Below are 17,857 nucleotides of genomic sequence, written 5' to 3'. Positions count from 1 at the left end.
GGTTGTCGTCACGGCCGCCACCACGGTTGTCGTCACGACGCTCGAACGAACGGCCACCACGGTCATCGCGGTTGAAGCCGCCACCACGGTTGTCGTCGCGACGGAAGCCGCCACCACGGTTGTCGTCACGGCCGCCACCACGGTTGTCGTCACGACGCTCGAACGAACGGCCACCACGGTCATCGCGGTTGAAGCCGCCACCACGGTTGTCGTCACGGCGGAAGCCGCCGCGGTCGTTGTCACGACGCTCGTAGTTGCCCCGCTCGTCGCGGCGCTGACGCGGCTCGTCCGCCTCGACGGCGGCCGGGGCCTCGGCGACGACGGCCTGCTCGGCGGCGGCCTCGGCGGCAGCCGCTACGGCCACCTCCGGGTCCTCGCCCCGCTCACGCGCGGCACGGGCGACCAGACGGTCGGACTCCCCGCGCAGCTCGGTCGCACGGCGCTGCGCCCGCTCCAGCTCCTTGGTGAGCTGGGTGACCTCACGCTCGGCCTGCTGGGCGGCGTCGCCCGCGGACTGGGCCTGGACCTCGGTCATCGACCGGGCGCCGGTGATCTCGGCGACCTCGGGCTCGAAGGCCGTGCCCGAGTTGATGATGTGACGCGCGGCGTCGACGCCCGCGTCCTCCATCAGCCGGAAGATCTGGCGGCGCTGGTGCGGCAGCGACAGCGACACGACGGTGCCGGAGCGGCCGGCGCGGGCGGTACGGCCGGAGCGGTGCAGGTAGTCCTTGTGGTCGCCGGCCGGGTCCACGTTCAGGACCAGGTCGATGCCGTCGACGTGGATACCGCGGGCGGCGACGTCGGTGGCGACGAGCGCGTTGACGTAGCCGTCCTTGAAGTCGGCCAGCGTCCGGGTACGGGCGCCCTGCGTCATGCCGCCGTGCAGCGCGTCGGCCTTCACACCGGCGTCACGCAGCTGCTCGGCGATACGGTCGGCGCCCAGCTGGGTGCGGACGAAGATGATCGTGCGGCCCTTGCGCGAGGCGATCGCGGCGGTGACCGGCGCCTTGTCCTTGGGCTTCACGATGAGGATGTGGTGCGACATCGTGGTGACGTTGCCCTGGGCGCTGTCGACCTCGTGCGTGACCGGGTTCGTCAGGTAGCGCTTGACCAGCGTGGAGATCTCGTTCTCCATCGTGGCGGAGAACAGCATGCGCTGGCCGCCGGCCGGGACCTGGTCGAGCAGCTCGGTGACCTCGGGCAGGAAGCCCAGGTCCGACATCTGGTCGGCCTCGTCGAGGACGGCGATCTGGGTGTTCTCCAGCGAGCAGGCGCCGCGGTTGATGATGTCGCGCAGACGGCCCGGGGTGGCGACGAGGACGTCGACGCCGCGCTCCAGGGCGTAGATCTGGTTGCCCATCGACGTACCGCCGCAGACGACCTTCATCTTGAGGCCGAGGACGTCGCCGTAGGGCTGGAGCGCGTCGGCGACCTGCATGGCCAGCTCACGGGTCGGCGTGAGGATGATGGCGCGGGGCTTCTTCTTCTCGGTGTGGCCGCCGGCGAGCTGCGCCAGGGCCGGCAGACCGAAGGAGAGGGTCTTGCCGGAGCCGGTGCGGCCACGGCCGAGGATGTCCTTGCCGGCCAGGGCGTCCGGGATGGTCGCGGCCTGGATCGGGAAGGGGGTGGTCACGCCGTTCTGCGCGAGCTTGCGGACGACACCCTCGGGCAGGCCGAGGCTCTCGAAGGTGATCTCGGGCTCGGACTCGACGGCCTCGACGACCTCGACGGTCTCAATGGCCTCGATCGTCTCGACGACCTCGATGGTCTCGACGGCCTCGACCGCGGTGTCGTTCTGGTCGTTCTCGGGCACGACGACGTGATCAGTACTGGAAATTGACATGCGAAATGCGAACCTTCCGGAGTTTCTTCGGCACGCGCCCAAACTCCGTGAAGTCGCAAACGACCGCCTCTATGCGGTCCGGCCACGGCAAGGGAGAGTACGCGCCACGCGGCGCTCTCTGCGGCGGCGCCGGGCAAATGGGATCAAACGATCTACTACCATACGCACCCTTCCCCCATGAAGGCAAACTGAGCCCCATACGACCAGGTGAGGGTGCACTATCAGCCACCTGCTCGCGTCATCAAAGCTACCTTGCCCGCGCCGACCGCGCTGTTGAACGGGCCACATCCGGGGCTCCTGGGACCGTGAACCCCGCCACATCGACCGGCGAGGGCGCCGGGCGACAGCCGGCGGAAACGCCCGACACGGACTGCGTCGGCACCCGACAGGGAAGACCCGGCGCTCCCTGCGCCGACGCCGGGTGCAGCCCTTCGCCCGGGCCCCGCCCGCCTGGCGCCCGCTACACGGGCGAGCCCGCCTCGGGGGCGGGTTCCCGCTGGATCAGCTGCGTCACCGGCTGCTCGTGCGCCGACGACGAGGGCTCCGCCGTTCCGGGATCGGGCGGCGCCGGCGACGAGACCGGCGGAGGCTCGGGGGTCGGCTCCGCCGTCGTACGTGTGGGACTCGGCTCGTCTCCCGGCGACGCGGAGTCCTTGGACGGGCCCCCGCCCTTGTCCGTCGCCTTCGCGGACGGCTTCGCGCCCGGGGACGCCGACGCCGACGGGTCGTCGGACGCGGACTCCCCCGGCTTCGCCGAGGCCTTGCCGCCCTTGCCCGCCTTACCGCTCTTCCCGCCGTACGACCCGATTCCGGCACCGCCGGCCGCCGCCCCGCCACCGGGCACCCCGCCGACCCGTCTGCCCGCCGAATGGGAGGGTTCGGGCCGCCCCGCGTCGGCGCCGACGCTCATGCAGCCGGCGGTGGCTGCCACGGCCAGGACCGCGGCGGCCAGACGGGCGGGTACGTACAAGGCGCGCACGGGCGGCCACCTCCGAACGGGGTGTCCCCCGCTCGGAAGAAGCCGGGAGCGTGGGGAGAAACGGGAGTTCTCCCTGTCCAACTCCCGCCGCCCGCGGGAGGACACGCGCCCCCCGGGCCCAACCGGGCCAGGGGGGCGTCCGCGCGGCCCGCGGCGCCCGCGCCGCGAGGCGCGATCCGGGCGGCGCGGCGGGTCAGCCGACCGCCAGCGGGGCCTGCGGGGCGAGCGCCGCGGCGATGCGCTGCGCGACCACCTCGGCCATGTTGCCGTCGGGCGTGTCCTTGGTCTTGGTGGCGTTGACCGCGATGGCGAGACGGTCGGACGGGAGGTACGCCTGGATCGCCGCGTAGCCCGAGAACGACGGGTTCTGGAGGACCCATCCGTTGATCACGATGACGCCGAGTCCGAAGTGCTTGGCCTCGGTCTGCTCCAGGCACACCGTGGCCGGGCACTTGGCGGTCGGGTGGCCGAGACCGACCGTGCCCGGGTTGAGCAGCGTGCGGTAGGAGCGGTGCGAGATGAGCTGCCCGCTGCCGATGGCCCGCGCCGAACGGGCCAGGTCACAGACGTGGGTGGTGATCACGGCGCCGGGCGCGGTGGTCCACGACGGGTTCCAGAAGGTCGACTCCTCGTACAGGCCCCGCTCGGAGGTGAAGGCGTGCAGGACCCGGCGCGGGATGTCCGGGGTGAAGTTGTTCCGGGTGTTGTCGAGCCCCAGCGGACCCGTGATCCGCTCCCGCAGGAACCTGTCGATCCGGGTGCCGGTGATCTTCTCGAGCGCCTGGATCAGCAGCAGGTAATTGGCGTGCGAATAGCTCCAGTTGGTGCCCGGCGCGTACCAGAACGAGTGACTGTAGGGGTACGCGAGCAGCTGGTTCGGGGTCCACTGGCGGAACGGGTGGGCCTCGAGCTCGGCCAGGAAGGCCGGGTCGGTGACGTAGTCGTGCAGCCCGGTGGTGTTGGTGGCCAGCATGCGCAGGGTGATCCGGTTCGCCTTGGGCAGCGTCGGCAGCCAGCGCTCCACGGTGTCGTCGAGGCGGACCTTCCCCTCCTGGACGAGCTGGAGCAGCGCCGTGCCGACGTAGGAGAAGACGACGGAACCGGCGCGGAAGTGCATGTCCGGCTCGGCCGGGACACCGGTCATGGACTCGCCGAGCGCGTCGGTGAGGACCTCGCGCCCGCCTCGGGTGACCTTCAGCTCCACCGACTTCAGATGCAGGTCGGCCTTGGCCTTCCGGGTGATGCCGAGAACCTCGCGGGCCTCGCCGCCCAGGGGTCTCGCGGTCCTCACACAGTCGCTTCCGTGCCCGCCTCCGGACGCCCGGGCGAACGCCGGCGCGGCGGCGGTCTGGACCGTGACGGCGAGGAGGGCGGCGCACAGGAGGGCCTTGCGGGCACGGGCGCGCGCGCCCGGTCGGGCCGGGGAAGGGGTGCGTGTCATGCCCGCACTATCACCGGACGTCAGGGGACCGTTCGACAGAACACTCCGAAACCGGTTCGAGACACCCCATGTGGGGCAGGCATCCCGTTTCCCCGCCGGATTCCGGCCCGTCCGGGTCTCTGTCGTCCGCCGCCGGCACCGCGCCATCCACGACAATGGCGTGGTGCTGGAGATGACGCGCGAAACCTTCGAAGAGCTCGTGAGCCAGGCGCTGGACCGGATCCCGCCCGAGCTGACCCGGGTCATGGACAACGTCGCCGTGTTCGTCGAGGACGAACCTGGGGCGGACGACCCCGAACTGCTGGGCCTGTACGAGGGCACCCCGCTCACCGACCGCGGCGAGTGGTACGCCGGGGTGCTCCCCGACCGCATCTCGATCTACATGGGCCCCACGCTGCGCAGGTGCGAGACCACGGACGAGGTCGTCCACGAGGTCGCCGTGACCGTGATCCACGAGATCGCCCACCACTTCGGCATCGACGACGACCGGCTGCACGAGCTGGGCTGGGGCTGACCGGACAGCCGAGGATCCCGCGGCCGGGCGCGGGGGTCCGGCCGGGCGCGGGGGTGCGGAACCCCGCATACCCGCCCCGCCCCTTGGGCAGACGGGACAAATGGCCCGCGTCCCCGTTGCCGCCACCGTCCGCCGTACGACCGACGGCGCCCGCCGGGCGCTGCGCGCGCTCACCCCCGGGCGCCCGCTCCGGCCCGGCCGCGCCCCCGCGCCCGGCCGCCGGCAGAGCCCGGCGCTCGAACTCGCCGCCGGGCAGAACCCGTACACCCGTGCCCTCGGGCTGGTGTGCGTGGTGCTGCTCGGCGCCTGGCTCGGACTGCTGGTCGTGGGGAACGTCCGCGTCCCGGTCGGTCCCATGAACACCACCATGACCCTGCGCCCCTCCCTCACCGGCGGCACGAAGATCAACATCTCTCCGCTCGGCGCGCTGGAGCTGCGCAGCCACGAGGCCCCGCTGCGCCTGGACGTGGACGTGGACCGGCTCGACCCGGAGCGGTCCCAGGCACTCGTCAAACACCCGGAGCGGCTCGCCGGACTCCAGGACGAGGTCGTACGGGACGTCGAGCACGGCACCCTCGACCTGGCCGTCCGCTCCTGCATAGCCGTGGTCGCCGGCGCCTCCGCCCTCGGCCTCGCGGTCTACCGCCGCCCGGGCCGCGCCCTCGCCGCCGGCGGCCTCGCCCTCTGTCTGCTGGCCGCCTCGGGAGCGACCGCCTTCGCCACCTGGAACCCCAAGTCGGTCCTGGAGCCGAGGTACTCCGGGCTACTCGCCTCCGCACCGTCCCTGGTCGGCGACGCCCGCAACATCGTCAGCGAATTCAACGTCTACCAGGAGGAGTTGGCGCGCCTGGTGACGAACGTGACGAAGCTGTACGACGTCACCTCCACCCTTCCCGTCTACGAGCCCGACCCGAGCACGATCCGGGTGCTCCACGTCTCCGACATCCATCTGAACCCGGCGAGCTGGAAGATCATCGCCTCGCTCGTGAAGCAGTACGCCATCGACGTCATCGTCGATTCCGGCGACACGATGGACCACGGCTCGACGGCCGAGAACGGCTTCCTGGACCCGATCCCGGACCTGGGAGCCCCGTACGTCTGGGTACGCGGCAACCACGACTCCCGGGAGACGCAGCGCTACCTCGAACACCTGAAGAACGTGCACGTCCTCGACGACGGCCGGGCGGTCACGGTCGCGGGCCTGCGCTTCGCCGGCATCGGCGACCCCCAGTTCACGCCCGACCGCTCGGTCGCACCGGGCGGCGACGCGGCGGAGGACCTCGCGGGCGCCCGGCTGGCCTCGGCCCTGCGCGACCAGCGCGCCGCTGGCACCCCGGTCGACGTCGCCATCGCCCACGAGCCGGTCGCCGCACGCGGGACGGACGGCGTGGTGCCCCTGGTGCTCGCCGGCCATCTGCACCACGAGGAGATGGAGGTGATGAAGTACGGCACCCGACTGCGGGTCGAGGGCTCGACGGGCGGAAGCGGGCTGCGGGCGGTCGAGCGCCAGTACCCGGCGCCGATCGAGGCCTCGGTTCTCTACATGGACCGCGACACCCGTCGGCTCCAGGCCTGGGACGAGATCAGGCTGGGCGGTCTCGGCCTCACGACGGCCGAGGTCAGCCGCCACCTCCCCGAGGAGAACCGGCCCTGAGCGCCCTCCCTAATCCGGTTTGGCCCGCGTCCGGGCCACGTAGTACAGTCTGTTCGTGCCCAAGGGCGCCGGTCAGGGCCTGACCGTCCCGAGCTTCTGTCGAAGCGAAGGAGAAGCGGAACCCCTTCGGGGCGAAGCGGAGCGGTACGGCTGTTCGCCCCCATCGTCTAGCGGCCTAGGACGCTGCCCTTTCAAGGCGGTAGCACGGGTTCGAATCCCGTTGGGGGCACGCAATACCGTGTGCGACACTGGCGTTACTGGTTCGCGCACAAAGCTTGGTCCTGTGGAGCAGTTTGGAGTGCTCGCCACCCTGTCAAGGTGGAGGCCGCGGGTTCAAATCCCGTCAGGACCGCTGAGGTTTCTCCGGAAACCTCGTGGCTGGGTAGCTCAGTTGGTACGAGCGATCGCCTGAAAAGCGATAGGTCGCCGGTTCGATCCCGGCCCCAGCCACTATACGAAAACCCCCTTCGGGTCAACCGGAGGGGGTTTTCGTCGTTCACGAAACCCTCAGCGGGGTTCGGAACAAGCACTTCGTGGGCGAGGGCAGGGAGGACTACGTCGACGTGCGGTGACACCCGTACGGACGGCTTGACGAGGGGCGGACCCGGACGGGTCCGCCCCTCGTCCGTACGGGGGGACGGGTGTGACCGGTAAAGGGACGGGTGTGACCGGTAAAGATCGGTCCGCTTGGCACCGCGCCCGCTCGGCGCTAGCTTCTCTGGCTGATCGATCGGGTTCCTTCGGGGGGATGACATGAGCCGGGACAAGACCGGGACGACGCAGGACACCGAGCTGGAGAAGGACCGGGCGCGGTACGGGCTGATCGCGGTCGTCATGAGCAATCTCGGCATCGTCGGAGTCGCGGTCTTCGGGGTGTGGCGGCTCGACGGGGACAAGGCCGTGATCGTCGGCGTGCTCACCGCCGCGTTCACCGCGGTGAGCAGCATGACCACCGCCTACCTGGGCATCAAGGCCGTCTCCAACACCGCGCGGTCCATCGCCCTCGCGTCGGCTCCCCGGCGGGAGCCCGCGCACCCCGCCGCCCAGGACCCCGCACCCGAGAGCGGGACTCCCGCGGCCGCCGTCCCCGCCGCCGGAACGCCCGCACCGCCCGCACAGCGCGCCCCCTGACCCCGGGTCGCCGGCCCCCGTGGCGGCGTCGCAACAAAAGGGTTCGCCACGGATTTCATCGGGATGAGATCCTGGACCGCGTATGTCTACGCACCCCGCCCCCGCCCTCGGCGATCTCGCCGCCCGCCTGGCCGAGCTGTCCCTGCGCGACGCGCACCGGCTCGGGCGCAGGCTCGAAGGCGCGCGCAAGATCCATAAGCCCGAAGCCCGCTCCGCCGTGTTCGCCGAGATCGAGGCGGAGGTCGCCAGGGGCGAGACCCGCATGGCCGAGCGCCGCGCCCGCGTGCCTGCCATCACGTATCCCGAGCAGCTGCCGGTCAGCCAGAAGAAGGACGTGATCGCGGAGGCCATCCGTGATCACCAAGTGGTGATCGTCGCCGGTGAGACCGGGTCGGGCAAGACCACCCAGATCCCGAAGATCTGCATGGAACTGGGCCGTGGCGTGCGCGGCATGATCGGGCACACCCAGCCCCGTCGCATCGCCGCCCGTACGGTCGCCGAGCGGGTCGCGGACGAGCTGGACACCCCGCTCGGCGAGGCGGTCGGCTGGAAGGTCCGCTTCACCGACCAGGTGAACCCGGACGCCACCTTCGTCAAGCTCATGACGGACGGCATCCTGCTCGCCGAGATCCAGACGGACCGCGAGCTGCGCGCGTACGACACGATCATCATCGACGAGGCCCACGAGCGGTCCCTCAACATCGACTTCCTGCTCGGCTACCTCGCCCAGCTGCTGCCCAAGCGGCCCGATCTCAAGGTCGTGATCACCTCCGCGACGATCGACCCGGAGCGTTTCTCCCGGCACTTCGGCGAGGCCCCGATCGTCGAGGTCAGCGGCCGGACGTATCCCGTGGAGGTGCGCTACCGCCCGCTCCTGGAGGAGGACTCCGAGGACGCGGACCGCGACCAGATCACCGCGATCTGCGACGCCGTCGAGGAGCTCCAGGCCGAGGGCAAGGGCGACATCCTGGTCTTCCTGTCCGGAGAGCGCGAGATCCGCGACACGGCGGACGCGCTGACCAAGAAGAACTACCGCTTCACGGAGGTCCTGCCGCTGTACGCGCGGCTCTCGCACGCCGAGCAGCACCGCGTCTTCCAGCAGCACACCGGGCGCAGGATCGTTCTGGCGACCAACGTCGCCGAGACCTCGCTGACCGTGCCGGGCATCAAGTACGTCATCGACCCCGGCTTCGCCCGTATCTCCCGCTACAGCCACCGCACCAAGGTCCAGCGGCTGCCCATCGAGGCGGTCTCCCAGGCCAGCGCCAACCAGCGCAAGGGCCGCTGCGGCCGTACGTCCGACGGCATCTGCGTCCGGCTGTACTCCGAGGACGACTTCCTCGCCCGCCCGGAGTTCACCGACGCCGAGATCCTGCGTACTAACCTCGCCTCCGTCATCCTCCAGATGACCGCGGCCGGCCTCGGCGACATCGAGAAGTTTCCCTTCCTCGACCCGCCGGACCACCGCAACATCCGCGACGGCGTCCAGCTCCTCCAGGAACTGAACGCGCTGGACCCGACGGAGAAGGACGCGCGCAAGCGGCTCACGCCGACCGGCCGCAAGCTCGCCCAGCTGCCCGTCGACCCCCGGCTCGCCCGAATGGTCCTGGAGGCCGACAAGAACGGCTGCGCCCGTGAGGTCATGGTGATCGCGGCCGCGCTCTCCATCCAGGACCCGCGCGAGCGGCCTTCCGAGAAGCAGGCGCAGGCCGACCAGCAGCACGCACGCTTCAAGGACGAGACCTCCGACTTCCTCGCCTTCCTGAACCTGTGGCGCTACATCCGCGAGCAGCAGAAGGAGCGGGGCTCGTCCGCGTTCCGCCGGATGTGCAAGCAGGAGTACCTGAACTTCCTGCGCATCCGCGAGTGGCAGGACATCTACAGCCAGCTGCGGACCGTCGCCAAGCAGATGGACATCCACCTGAACGAGGAGGACGCGCCCGAGCAGAGCGTCCATGTGTCGCTGCTCGCCGGTCTGCTCTCCCACGTCGGCATGAAGGACGTGAAGGAGACCGGCGGGGAGAGCGGGAAGAGCACGGGCAAGAACGAGTACCTGGGCGCGCGCAGCGCCAAGTTCGCGATCTTCCCGGGTTCGGCGCTCTTCAAGAAGCCCCCGCGTTTCGTGATGTCCGCCGAGCTCGTCGAGACCTCGCGGCTCTGGGCGCGCGTCAACGCCCGCATCGAGCCGGAGTGGGTCGAGCCGCTGGCCGGCCATCTCCTCAAGCGGACGTACAGCGAGCCGCACTGGGAGAAGGACCAGGCCGCCGTGATGGCGTACGAGAAGGTCACGCTGTACGGCGTGCCGATCGTGGCGCAGCGGAAGGTGAACTACGGGCGGATCGACCCGGAGGCCAGCCGCGAGCTGTTCATCCGCAACGCGCTGGTCGAGGGCGACTGGCGTACGCACCACAAGTTCTTCGCCGACAACCGCAAGCTGCTCACCGAGGTCGAGGAGCTGGAGCACCGGGCCCGCCGCCGGGACATCCTGGTCGACGACGAGACGCTGTACGACTTCTACGACCAGCGGGTGCCCGAACACGTCGTGTCCGGGGCGCACTTCGACTCCTGGTGGAAGCACAAGCGGCACGAGGAGCCCGAACTCCTCGACTTCGAGCGCTCGATGCTCATCAACGACCGGGCCGGTGCGGTCTCGAAGGACGACTACCCCGACTCCTGGCTCCAGGGGCGGCTGAAGTTCCGGGTGACCTACCAGTTCGAGCCGGGCGCGGACGCGGACGGTGTGACCGTCCACGTCCCGCTCCAGGTGCTGAACCAAGTCACGGACGAGGGCTTCGACTGGCAGATCCCGGGGCTGCGGGAGGAAGTGGTGACGGAGCTGATCCGTTCGCTCCCGAAGCCGATCCGGCGGAACTACGTTCCCGCGCCGAACTTCGCCCAGAAGTTCCTGGAGCGGGCCGTACCGCTCCAGGAGCCGCTGACGCTGACCATGGCGCGCGAGCTGAAGCGGATGGTCGGAGTGCCGCTCACGGCCGACGACTTCGACTGGTCGCGGCTCCCCGAGCATCTGAAGATCACTTTCCGGATCGTCGACGAGCGACGCCGCAAGCTCGCCGAGGACAAGGATCTGGATGCCCTGAAGCTCCGGCTGAAGCCGAAGGCGCGGCAGGCGATCTCGCAGGCGGCCGCGGCGACGGCGGAGCGCGAGGGCGGCGAGTCCCTGGAACGCTCGGGGCTGACCGACTGGACGATCGGCTCGCTCAGGCGGGTCTTCGAGACGCGCCGGGCCGGCCAGCCGGTGAAGGCGTATCCGGCGCTGGTCGACGACGGGCCGGCGGCGAACACCGTCTCGGTGCGGCTCTTCGACACGGAGGCCGAGCAGGCCGAGGCCATGTGGAAGGGCACCCGCCGGCTGATCCTGCGGAACATCCCCGTGAACCCGGGCAAGTTCGCCTCGGACAAGCTCACCAACGCCCAGAAGCTCGCCCTGTCGGCGAACCCGCACGGCTCGGTCCAGGCCCTCTTCGACGACTGCGCGATGGCCGCCGCGGACAAGCTGATCGCGGACTTCGGCGGCCCGGCCTGGGACGAGGAGTCCTACCGGAAGCTGTACGACAAGGTGCGGGCGGAGATCGTCGACACGACCGTGCGCACGGTCGGACAGGTGGAGCAGGTGCTCGCCGCCTGGCAGGCCTGTGAGCGCCGCCTGAAGGGCGTCAGGAGCCCGACCCTGCTGGCGAACCTGGCGGACGTACGAGGGCAGCTGGACGCCCTTGTGAAGCCCGGTTTCGTCACGGCGACGGGACTGCGGCGGCTGCCGGACCTGATGCGCTATCTGGTCGCCGCGGACCGGCGTCTCCAGCAGATGCCGACCGGTGCCCAGCGGGACACCAGCCGCATGGAGAAGGTCCACGAGATGCAGGACGAGTACGCCTGGCTCCTGGAGCAGCTGCCGCAGGGCCGGCCGGTGCCCTCGTCGGTCCTGGACATCCGCTGGATGATCGAGGAGCTGCGGGTCAGCTATTTCGCCCACGCGCTGGGCACGGCGTACCCGGTCTCCGACAAGCGGATCGTGAAGGCGATCGACGCCGCCGCCCCGTAACGGCGCCCGCACGTGCGGTCAGTTCGACCCCGGGGGCCGACCTCATGTACAGTCTCGTTTCGCAGCACAGCGCAAGAACAAGTCGCTGCGAAACTCCCCCAGGGTCTTGAGGACTTGGGAGAGGCGCCAGGTCCTGTGGAGCAGTTTGGAGTGCTCGCCACCCTGTCAAGGTGGAGGCCGCGGGTTCAAATCCCGTCAGGACCGCACGAAAAAAGGCCCGGAGCGAAAGCTCCGGGCCTTTTCGTATGCCCGGCCGTTCGCGTCCTCGCCGCGGGGCCGCGCGCGTGCCCCGGCACCGCGCCGGCCCGCCCATCGGCCAGGTTCACGCGCGCCCACCGGCCGGGTTCGCGTGCGCGCACCGGTCCGCGCACGGCCGCAGCATCTCCTGGAGCGCCCTTACGGTGCGTTCGCGTCCCTTGACGGCGTCACATTCCGCCGGTACCCCGGAATCCAGGGCCCTCGCCCTGCCGGCCCTCCGGAGGTGCGTATGGCGGTGTCCGCTCGGCACGAGACCCGGGCTCTGCTCCGAGCCCACCTGGCGGCCGCCTCCGGGTACCGCCACCTGACGCGGCACTGCCCGATCTGCCATCAGCTCGCCCGACTGGCCATGGCCGTGGAAGCCGTCCCGAACGACGAGCAGGACCCCGAGGCCACCGCGGAGGACGAAAGCCCCCCGACGACGTGACCGGGGCCACCTTCCGCGACTCCCGCCCAGGTCGCGCGCCCGCCCGACACGCCCCATCGCAACCCCAACTCCCCTAGCGCAGAAGGCTCTCGGCGGACAAGGACTGTGGCATGTGACGGGAGTCACCGCATATGTTTTCAGAAGTGTGGAACTTACCCCCCTCCTACAACCAGTCAATTTTATATGTGCAATTGCACTGCTCGTCGAGGGCGTCCACAGCCGATCCGACACCCGCCCCCAGACTCCGACAAGGCCGCTCACAGGACGGCCGCGGAGGTGCGTAGAACGCACAAAAAAAATCGCGCTGGACCCGGCGGAGTCCAGCGCGATCTACGACGCACCTTGTTCAAGTGTCAGTAACGCTTGGGCGAAGGCTCTGTTGGGGCAGAACCCGCGTCGCTTGGAGCTGTGGTGTGGACGTCTCGACGGGTTGGGGGATCCGTCGATCTGTCCGGTTATGCGATGACTCAGGCTTCGCTGCGCTGCTGCGGGATACCCGCGAGCAGTGCGCGGACCTCAGCCTCGCGGTAACGACGGTGCCCTCCGAGCGTGCGGATGGACGTGAGCTTGCCGGCCTTCGCCCACCGCGTGACCGTCTTGGGGTCGACGCGGAACATCGTGGCGACCTCAGCGGGGGTCAGCAGCGGCTCGGCATCAGGGGTGCGAGCGGTCATGAGCGGCCTCCTCGGGAGAACCGAACCTTCTCGGTTCTTTCCTCTAAATTCTGCACCTTGACCCGCGTTGCCCGAAATGGCGGACGCGAGTCGAGTCGGTTATAGGACGAACGGCTTGTCCTCGGCACTACAACTACACCATCCGTCCAGCCGCGTCGGCCAAACCGATGGAATTGCCCTCCCAGGTGTTCATCAGCGACGGAAGCCGATGGACCATGCCATAGCGGACAGTCACGCCCCTGTGACGATCAGTCACAGGGGCGATCAGGAGTCACCAGACGTCCTAAAAGCGCGCAATGCCGAGATTCCCCCCCAAAAGCGGGCGGAGGGAGCCCTCCCCCGGGCTCCTTGTCCTATTTTGACACGAGGAGGGGGAAGCGATGCAAGAGCCGGGTAAGTGCCGTCCGTCACGCTTGACAGCAGTTGACGTATACGCCCGGAACGGGCCCTACGTCCCTGACGTGAGGGTTCTTCAGCGTGTGAGGACCATACGCGAGTTCGACCGAAACCTGTGAGAAGCAGATCACATCTGCGCCAGGCGCCCCGGGACCCCCTCCCGCCCCACCCGAACCACCGGACACGGGCCGCACCGCCGGCGTCCGCCCATGACCGCCCGCCCGGCACGCCGACCGGGGACCCCCACCGCGCCGCCCGGGGCCGCGTGCCCGGGGCCTCGCTCGTGGGGCCACGCTCGTGGGGCCGCGCTCCTCGGGCCGCGCTCCTCGGGCCACGCTCCTCGGGCCACGTGCCCGGGATCGCCCCCGCCGTGCCTCAGTTCGACGAACGCCGGTCCCTGACCGACCGCCAGCGCTCCACCAGCCGGCCGTACGCCTCGCCCGCCCTGGCCCCGTCCCCGGTGCGCAGCGCCTCGATGCCCTCGGCCACGTCGGCGGCGGAGTGGTCGTCCTCCAGATGACCGGCCGGCAGCGTGTGCACGAGCCCGCCGTAGTCCAGCTCGACCAGCGAGCGCGGATGGAACTCCTCCAGCCAGCGCCCCACGTCCACCAGGCCCTCGATGAGCGGCCCTTCGTCCAGGGCGTCCCGGAGCGTGCGCAGGGCCCGCGCCGTGCGCCGGCGCGCCTGCACCATCGGCGTCCGGTAGCGCAGCAGCGGCGCGGCCCCGCCGGGACCCGCCCCCTTCTCGTACTCCCGCTCCTCGTCGGTGACGAGGACGAACCAGTTCAGCGGCACCTGCCAGGTGGAGGTGCGGATCCATGGGCGCGCGTCGGGGTTGCGCACCAGCCAGCGCTCGTAGTCGAGCGCCGCCTGACGGCGCACCAGTGGCGGCAGCACCGCGTCCAGGACGGACGCGGGGAGCTCCTCGCCCAGCTCGTCCAGGGCCTGCCAGCCGCGCAGCCGGGTGCGCCAGGGACAGACGCACACCACCCCGTCCACTTCGGTGACGAACGCGTCGCCGCTCTCGTGCACCGGCACGGGGACCGGAGGGGTGGGCAGCAGATCGGCCAGCGAGCGGCGCAGCTCGTCCTGGTACGAGGGGCGCTCGGCGCGCCGGGCGTAGCGCGTCCAGTGAGCGCGCTCGGACTCGGGGAACGCGGCCAGTGGCTCGTACACGCGTAGATACGACGTGTAGGGGACGATCACCGCGGACACCTTGGGCACGCCTGCTCCCTCCCCCGTCGACCACCGGGAAAACCAGCGAGAACCGATCGGAACCTGAAGAGAAATCTATGCAAATCGAACCACGGCCGTACCCCGCCCGTAGGTGATCCTGAACACTGCGCCGAGGGCGGGTCGGCCCAGGCTCTAGTCTCATTCCCACGGAGCCCGCCATCCGCACGGGCACCGCACCCAACCGCCGCTTTTTACCTGGGAGTCACCACAGTGACCGACGTAACCGGCGCGCCTGCTGATGTACTGCACACCCTGTTCCACTCGGATCAGGGGGGTCATGAGCAAGTCGTGCTCTGCCAGGACCGCGCCAGCGGCCTCAAGGCCGTGATCGCCATCCACTCCACCGCACTGGGCCCCGCCCTCGGCGGCACGCGCTTCTACCCGTACGCGAGTGAGCAGGAGGCCGTCGCCGACGCCCTCAACCTCGCGCGCGGGATGTCGTACAAGAACGCCATGGCCGGACTCGACCACGGCGGCGGCAAGGCCGTCATCATCGGCGACCCCGAGCAGATCAAGTCCGAGGAGCTGCTCCTCGCCTACGGCCGGTTCGTCGCCTCGCTCGGCGGCCGCTACGTCACGGCGTGCGACGTCGGCACCTATGTCGCCGACATGGACGTCGTGGCACGTGAGTGCCGGTGGACGACCGGACGCTCCCCGGAGAACGGCGGCGCGGGCGACTCGTCGGTCCTGACCGCCTTCGGTGTCTTCCAGGGCATGCGGGCCTCCGCTCAGCACCTGTGGGGCGACCCGACGCTGCGGGGCCGCAAGGTCGGCGTCTCGGGCGTCGGCAAGGTGGGCCACCACCTGGTCGAGCACCTGCGCGAGGACGGCGCCGAGGTCGTGATCACGGACGTGCGGGCCGAGTCCGTGCGGCGGATCCTGGACCGGCACCCCGAGGGCGTCACGGCCGTCGCGGACACCGAGACGCTGATCCGCACCGAGGGCCTCGACATCTACGCGCCCTGCGCGCTGGGCGGGGCGCTCAACGACGACTCCGTGCCGGTGCTCACCGCCAGGATCGTGTGCGGCGCGGCCAACAACCAGCTGGCGCACCCGGGTGTGGAGAAGGACCTCGCGGACCGCGGGATCCTGTACGCCCCCGACTACGTCGTGAACGCGGGCGGTGTCATCCAGGTCGCCGACGAGCTCCACGGCTTCGACTTCGACCGGTGCAAGGCGAAGGCCACGAAGATCTTCGACACCACTCTGGCCATATTCGCACGTGCGAAGCAGGACGGGATCCCGCCGGCCGCGGCGGCCGACCGGATCGCCGAGCAGCGGATGGCGGAGGCCCGGCGCGGCTGACGCCTTTCGGGGCCATCGGCCCTTGTCAGGGACCCGCCGACAGCCGGTTGGGAGAGAACTCTCACGTCTGTCGGCGGGTCGTGGCCCAAGAAGGGGTTAAAATCGCGGTTGACCAGCGAGGACAGGGCACCTCGCGGGTTCTGGGTGAAGGCGCGTGCTGCGGGCGACGTACCGTATGGGCGCGGGCTCAGGTACCGTGGAAGCCCTACGGACCGGTCTCTCCACGGAGAGTCCGTTCCAGATCATGAACGCGTGTCAAGACTCTGGGGCCGTCGAGCCCCGTATCCGAGGGGGTCGAGCCATGGGGCGCGGCCGGGCAAAGGCCAAGCAGACGAAGGTCGCCCGCCAGCTGAAGTACAGCAGCGGCGGGACTGACCTCTCGCGTCTGGCCAATGAGCTGGGCGCTTCGACTTCGAGCCAGCCGCCGAATGGCGAGCCGTTCGAGGACGACGACGAGGAAGAGGACCCGTACGCACAGTACGCGGATCTCTACAACGACGACGACGAGGAAGAGGACGACCAGTCCGGTCCTCAGTCGCAACGTCGCGGCGCTTGACGCAACAGCGTCCCTCGCAGTTTCCGCGATCTCTTCTGTTGGCGGATCTCCTGGCGTGGGTTACTGGCAGATCCCGCCTGGCGGATTTCTCGTAGCGACCGCACCTCACCCGGTCCGGGGCCTCAGCGCCGGACCGGGTTTCGTGCTGCTCAGGGACCCTTTTCGCACGGCTCGGGGAAACCCGTCGTGCCGCTCCGGGAGCCTCCGCCCGCGTGACCGCCGGCTTCGGCTCCCGTCGCGCGGGTCTCAGTTCGCGTAGTCGCCGACGAGTGCGGCGCCCGTCGTGTGGTCGCCGCGCTCGGTGATCTCACCGGCGATCCAGGCGTCCACTCCGCGGTCCGCGAGGACGGCGAGGGCGACCTCGGCGGACTCCTCGGGGACGATCGCCATCATGCCGACGCCCATGTTCAGCGTCTTCTCCAGTTCCAGGCGCTCGACACCGCCGGTCCTGCCGACCAGGTCGAAGACCGGCGCCGGGGTCCAGGTCTCGCGGTCGACCACGGCGTGCAGACCGTCCGGGATCACCCGGGCCAGGTTGGCCGCCAGGCCGCCGCCGGTGATGTGGCTGAAGGCGTGCACCTCGGTGCTCTTCGTCAGCGTCAGGCAGTCCAGCGAGTAGATCTTGGTGGGCTCCAGGAGCTCCTCGCCGAGCGTGCGGCCGAACTCCTCGATGTGCTGGTCCAGGCGCAGGTTCGCCCGGTCGAAGAGGACGTGGCGGACGAGCGAGTACCCGTTCGAGTGAAGACCGGAGGCAGCCATGGCGATCACCGCGTCACCCGTACGGATGCGATCCGGGCCGAGCAGTTGGTCGGCCTCGACCACGCCGGTACCGGCGCCCGCCACGTCGAAGTCGTCCGGGCCGAGCAGACCCGGGTGTTCGGCCGTCTCGCCGCCCACCAGGGCGCAGCCCGCGAGGACACAGCCCTCGGCGATGCCCTTCACGATGGCCGCCACGCGCTCCGGGTGGACCTTGCCCACACAGATGTAGTCGGTCATGAAGAGCGGCTCGGCGCCGCACACCACGATGTCGTCCATGACCATCGCGACGAGGTCGTGGCCGATGGTGTCGTACACGCCGAGCTGACGGGCGATGTCCACCTTGGTGCCCACGCCGTCGGTGGCGGAGGCGAGCAGCGGGCGCTCGAACCGCTTGAGGGCGGAAGCGTCGAAGAGGCCGGCGAAACCGCCGAGGCCGCCGAGGACCTCGGGGCGCTGCGTCTTCTTCACCCACTCCTTCATCAGCTCAACGGCGCGGTCGCCCGCCTCGATGTCGACTCCGGCGGACGCGTAGGACGCGCCGGAACCAGTGCCCGTCGACGAAGTCGACTGATCGGATACAGCAGACATTGCCTGGGATCTTTCGGGTCGGTGAAACGGGGCTCT

The 17,857-nt window shown here is 70.1% G+C and carries 13 protein-coding genes and 4 tRNA genes; 11 read left to right on the top strand and 6 right to left on the bottom strand.

The genetic code is table 11. The features are described 5' to 3' along the window. From ABZV42_RS06925 to ABZV42_RS06915, 3 genes are all read right to left on the bottom strand, one after another. Window positions 1-1,843, bottom strand: a 1,843-nt coding sequence (locus tag ABZV42_RS06925; protein WP_356051034.1) for a DEAD/DEAH box helicase, incomplete at its 3' end; no start/stop codon positions are given. A gap of 460 nt (window positions 1,844-2,303) precedes the next feature. Continuing rightward, on the bottom strand, window positions 2,304-2,822 hold the full coding sequence (locus ABZV42_RS06920) for a hypothetical protein (protein ID WP_355984077.1): 519 nt from the start codon (window positions 2,820-2,822) through the stop codon (window positions 2,304-2,306). Between the two features lie 193 nt (window positions 2,823-3,015). Further along, window positions 3,016-4,263 carry a serine hydrolase domain-containing protein gene (locus ABZV42_RS06915; protein ID WP_355984078.1) on the bottom strand — a complete coding sequence of 416 codons (1,248 nt, stop codon included), beginning with the start codon at window positions 4,261-4,263 and terminating at the stop codon, window positions 3,016-3,018. Between the two features lie 163 nt (window positions 4,264-4,426). On the opposite strand from ABZV42_RS06915, the gene ABZV42_RS06910 reads away from it, so the two are divergent. From ABZV42_RS06910 to ABZV42_RS06870, 9 genes are all read left to right on the top strand, one after another. Next, entirely contained in the window at window positions 4,427-4,777 is a 351-nt protein-coding gene (locus tag ABZV42_RS06910; RefSeq protein ID WP_355984079.1) for a metallopeptidase family protein, read from the top strand. Window positions 4,778-4,877: 100 nt separating this feature from the next. Beyond that, entirely contained in the window at window positions 4,878-6,431 is a 1,554-nt protein-coding gene (locus ABZV42_RS06905; RefSeq protein WP_356051033.1) for a metallophosphoesterase, read from the top strand. Between the two features lie 156 nt (window positions 6,432-6,587). Further along, window positions 6,588-6,660, top strand: a tRNA-Glu gene (locus tag ABZV42_RS06900). Window positions 6,661-6,708: 48 nt separating this feature from the next. Then, window positions 6,709-6,783, top strand: a tRNA-Asp gene (locus tag ABZV42_RS06895). 24 nt (window positions 6,784-6,807) lie between these two features. Beyond that, a tRNA-Phe gene (locus ABZV42_RS06890) sits at window positions 6,808-6,881 on the top strand. Window positions 6,882-7,184: 303 nt separating this feature from the next. Further along, window positions 7,185-7,562 carry a hypothetical protein gene (locus ABZV42_RS06885; RefSeq protein ID WP_355984081.1) on the top strand — a complete coding sequence of 126 codons (378 nt, stop codon included), beginning with the start codon at window positions 7,185-7,187 and terminating at the stop codon, window positions 7,560-7,562. Between the two features lie 82 nt (window positions 7,563-7,644). Further along, complete coding sequence (gene hrpA / locus ABZV42_RS06880) at window positions 7,645-11,622, top strand: ATP-dependent RNA helicase HrpA (protein WP_355984082.1); 3,978 nt, start codon at window positions 7,645-7,647, stop codon at window positions 11,620-11,622. Window positions 11,623-11,751: 129 nt separating this feature from the next. Next, window positions 11,752-11,826: transfer RNA gene (locus ABZV42_RS06875), tRNA-Asp, on the top strand. 283 nt (window positions 11,827-12,109) lie between these two features. Beyond that, a complete protein-coding gene (locus ABZV42_RS06870) occupies window positions 12,110-12,307 on the top strand; it encodes a DUF6274 family protein (protein WP_355984083.1) in 198 nt (65 codons plus the stop codon). A gap of 467 nt (window positions 12,308-12,774) precedes the next feature. Here ABZV42_RS06870 and bldC read toward each other — a convergent pair whose 3' ends face one another. Both bldC and ABZV42_RS06860 read right to left on the bottom strand, forming a co-directional pair. Next, window positions 12,775-12,981 carry a developmental transcriptional regulator BldC gene (bldC, locus tag ABZV42_RS06865; RefSeq protein WP_003949541.1) on the bottom strand — a complete coding sequence of 69 codons (207 nt, stop codon included), beginning with the start codon at window positions 12,979-12,981 and terminating at the stop codon, window positions 12,775-12,777. Window positions 12,982-13,752: 771 nt separating this feature from the next. Beyond that, window positions 13,753-14,601, bottom strand: coding sequence for a hypothetical protein (locus ABZV42_RS06860; protein WP_355984084.1), 849 nt, complete (start codon window positions 14,599-14,601; stop codon window positions 13,753-13,755). 222 nt (window positions 14,602-14,823) lie between these two features. Between ABZV42_RS06860 and ABZV42_RS06855 the strand changes: the two genes are divergently transcribed. Next, window positions 14,824-15,918 (top strand): Glu/Leu/Phe/Val dehydrogenase dimerization domain-containing protein, encoded by a 1,095-nt coding sequence (locus ABZV42_RS06855; RefSeq protein WP_355984085.1) that lies wholly within the window; start codon window positions 14,824-14,826, stop codon window positions 15,916-15,918. 301 nt (window positions 15,919-16,219) lie between these two features. After that, complete coding sequence (locus tag ABZV42_RS06850; RefSeq protein ID WP_355984086.1) at window positions 16,220-16,474, top strand: DUF3073 domain-containing protein; 255 nt, start codon at window positions 16,220-16,222, stop codon at window positions 16,472-16,474. A gap of 246 nt (window positions 16,475-16,720) precedes the next feature. Here ABZV42_RS06850 and purM read toward each other — a convergent pair whose 3' ends face one another. After that, complete coding sequence (purM, locus tag ABZV42_RS06845) at window positions 16,721-17,821, bottom strand: phosphoribosylformylglycinamidine cyclo-ligase (RefSeq protein ID WP_355984087.1); 1,101 nt, start codon at window positions 17,819-17,821, stop codon at window positions 16,721-16,723. Window positions 17,822-17,857: the final 36 nt, after the last annotated feature.

The organism is Streptomyces sp. NPDC005281, from assembly GCF_040607495.1.
Taxonomy (GTDB): Bacteria; Actinomycetota; Actinomycetes; order Streptomycetales; family Streptomycetaceae; genus Streptomyces.
This window is presented reverse-complemented; position numbering and strand designations above follow the sequence as displayed.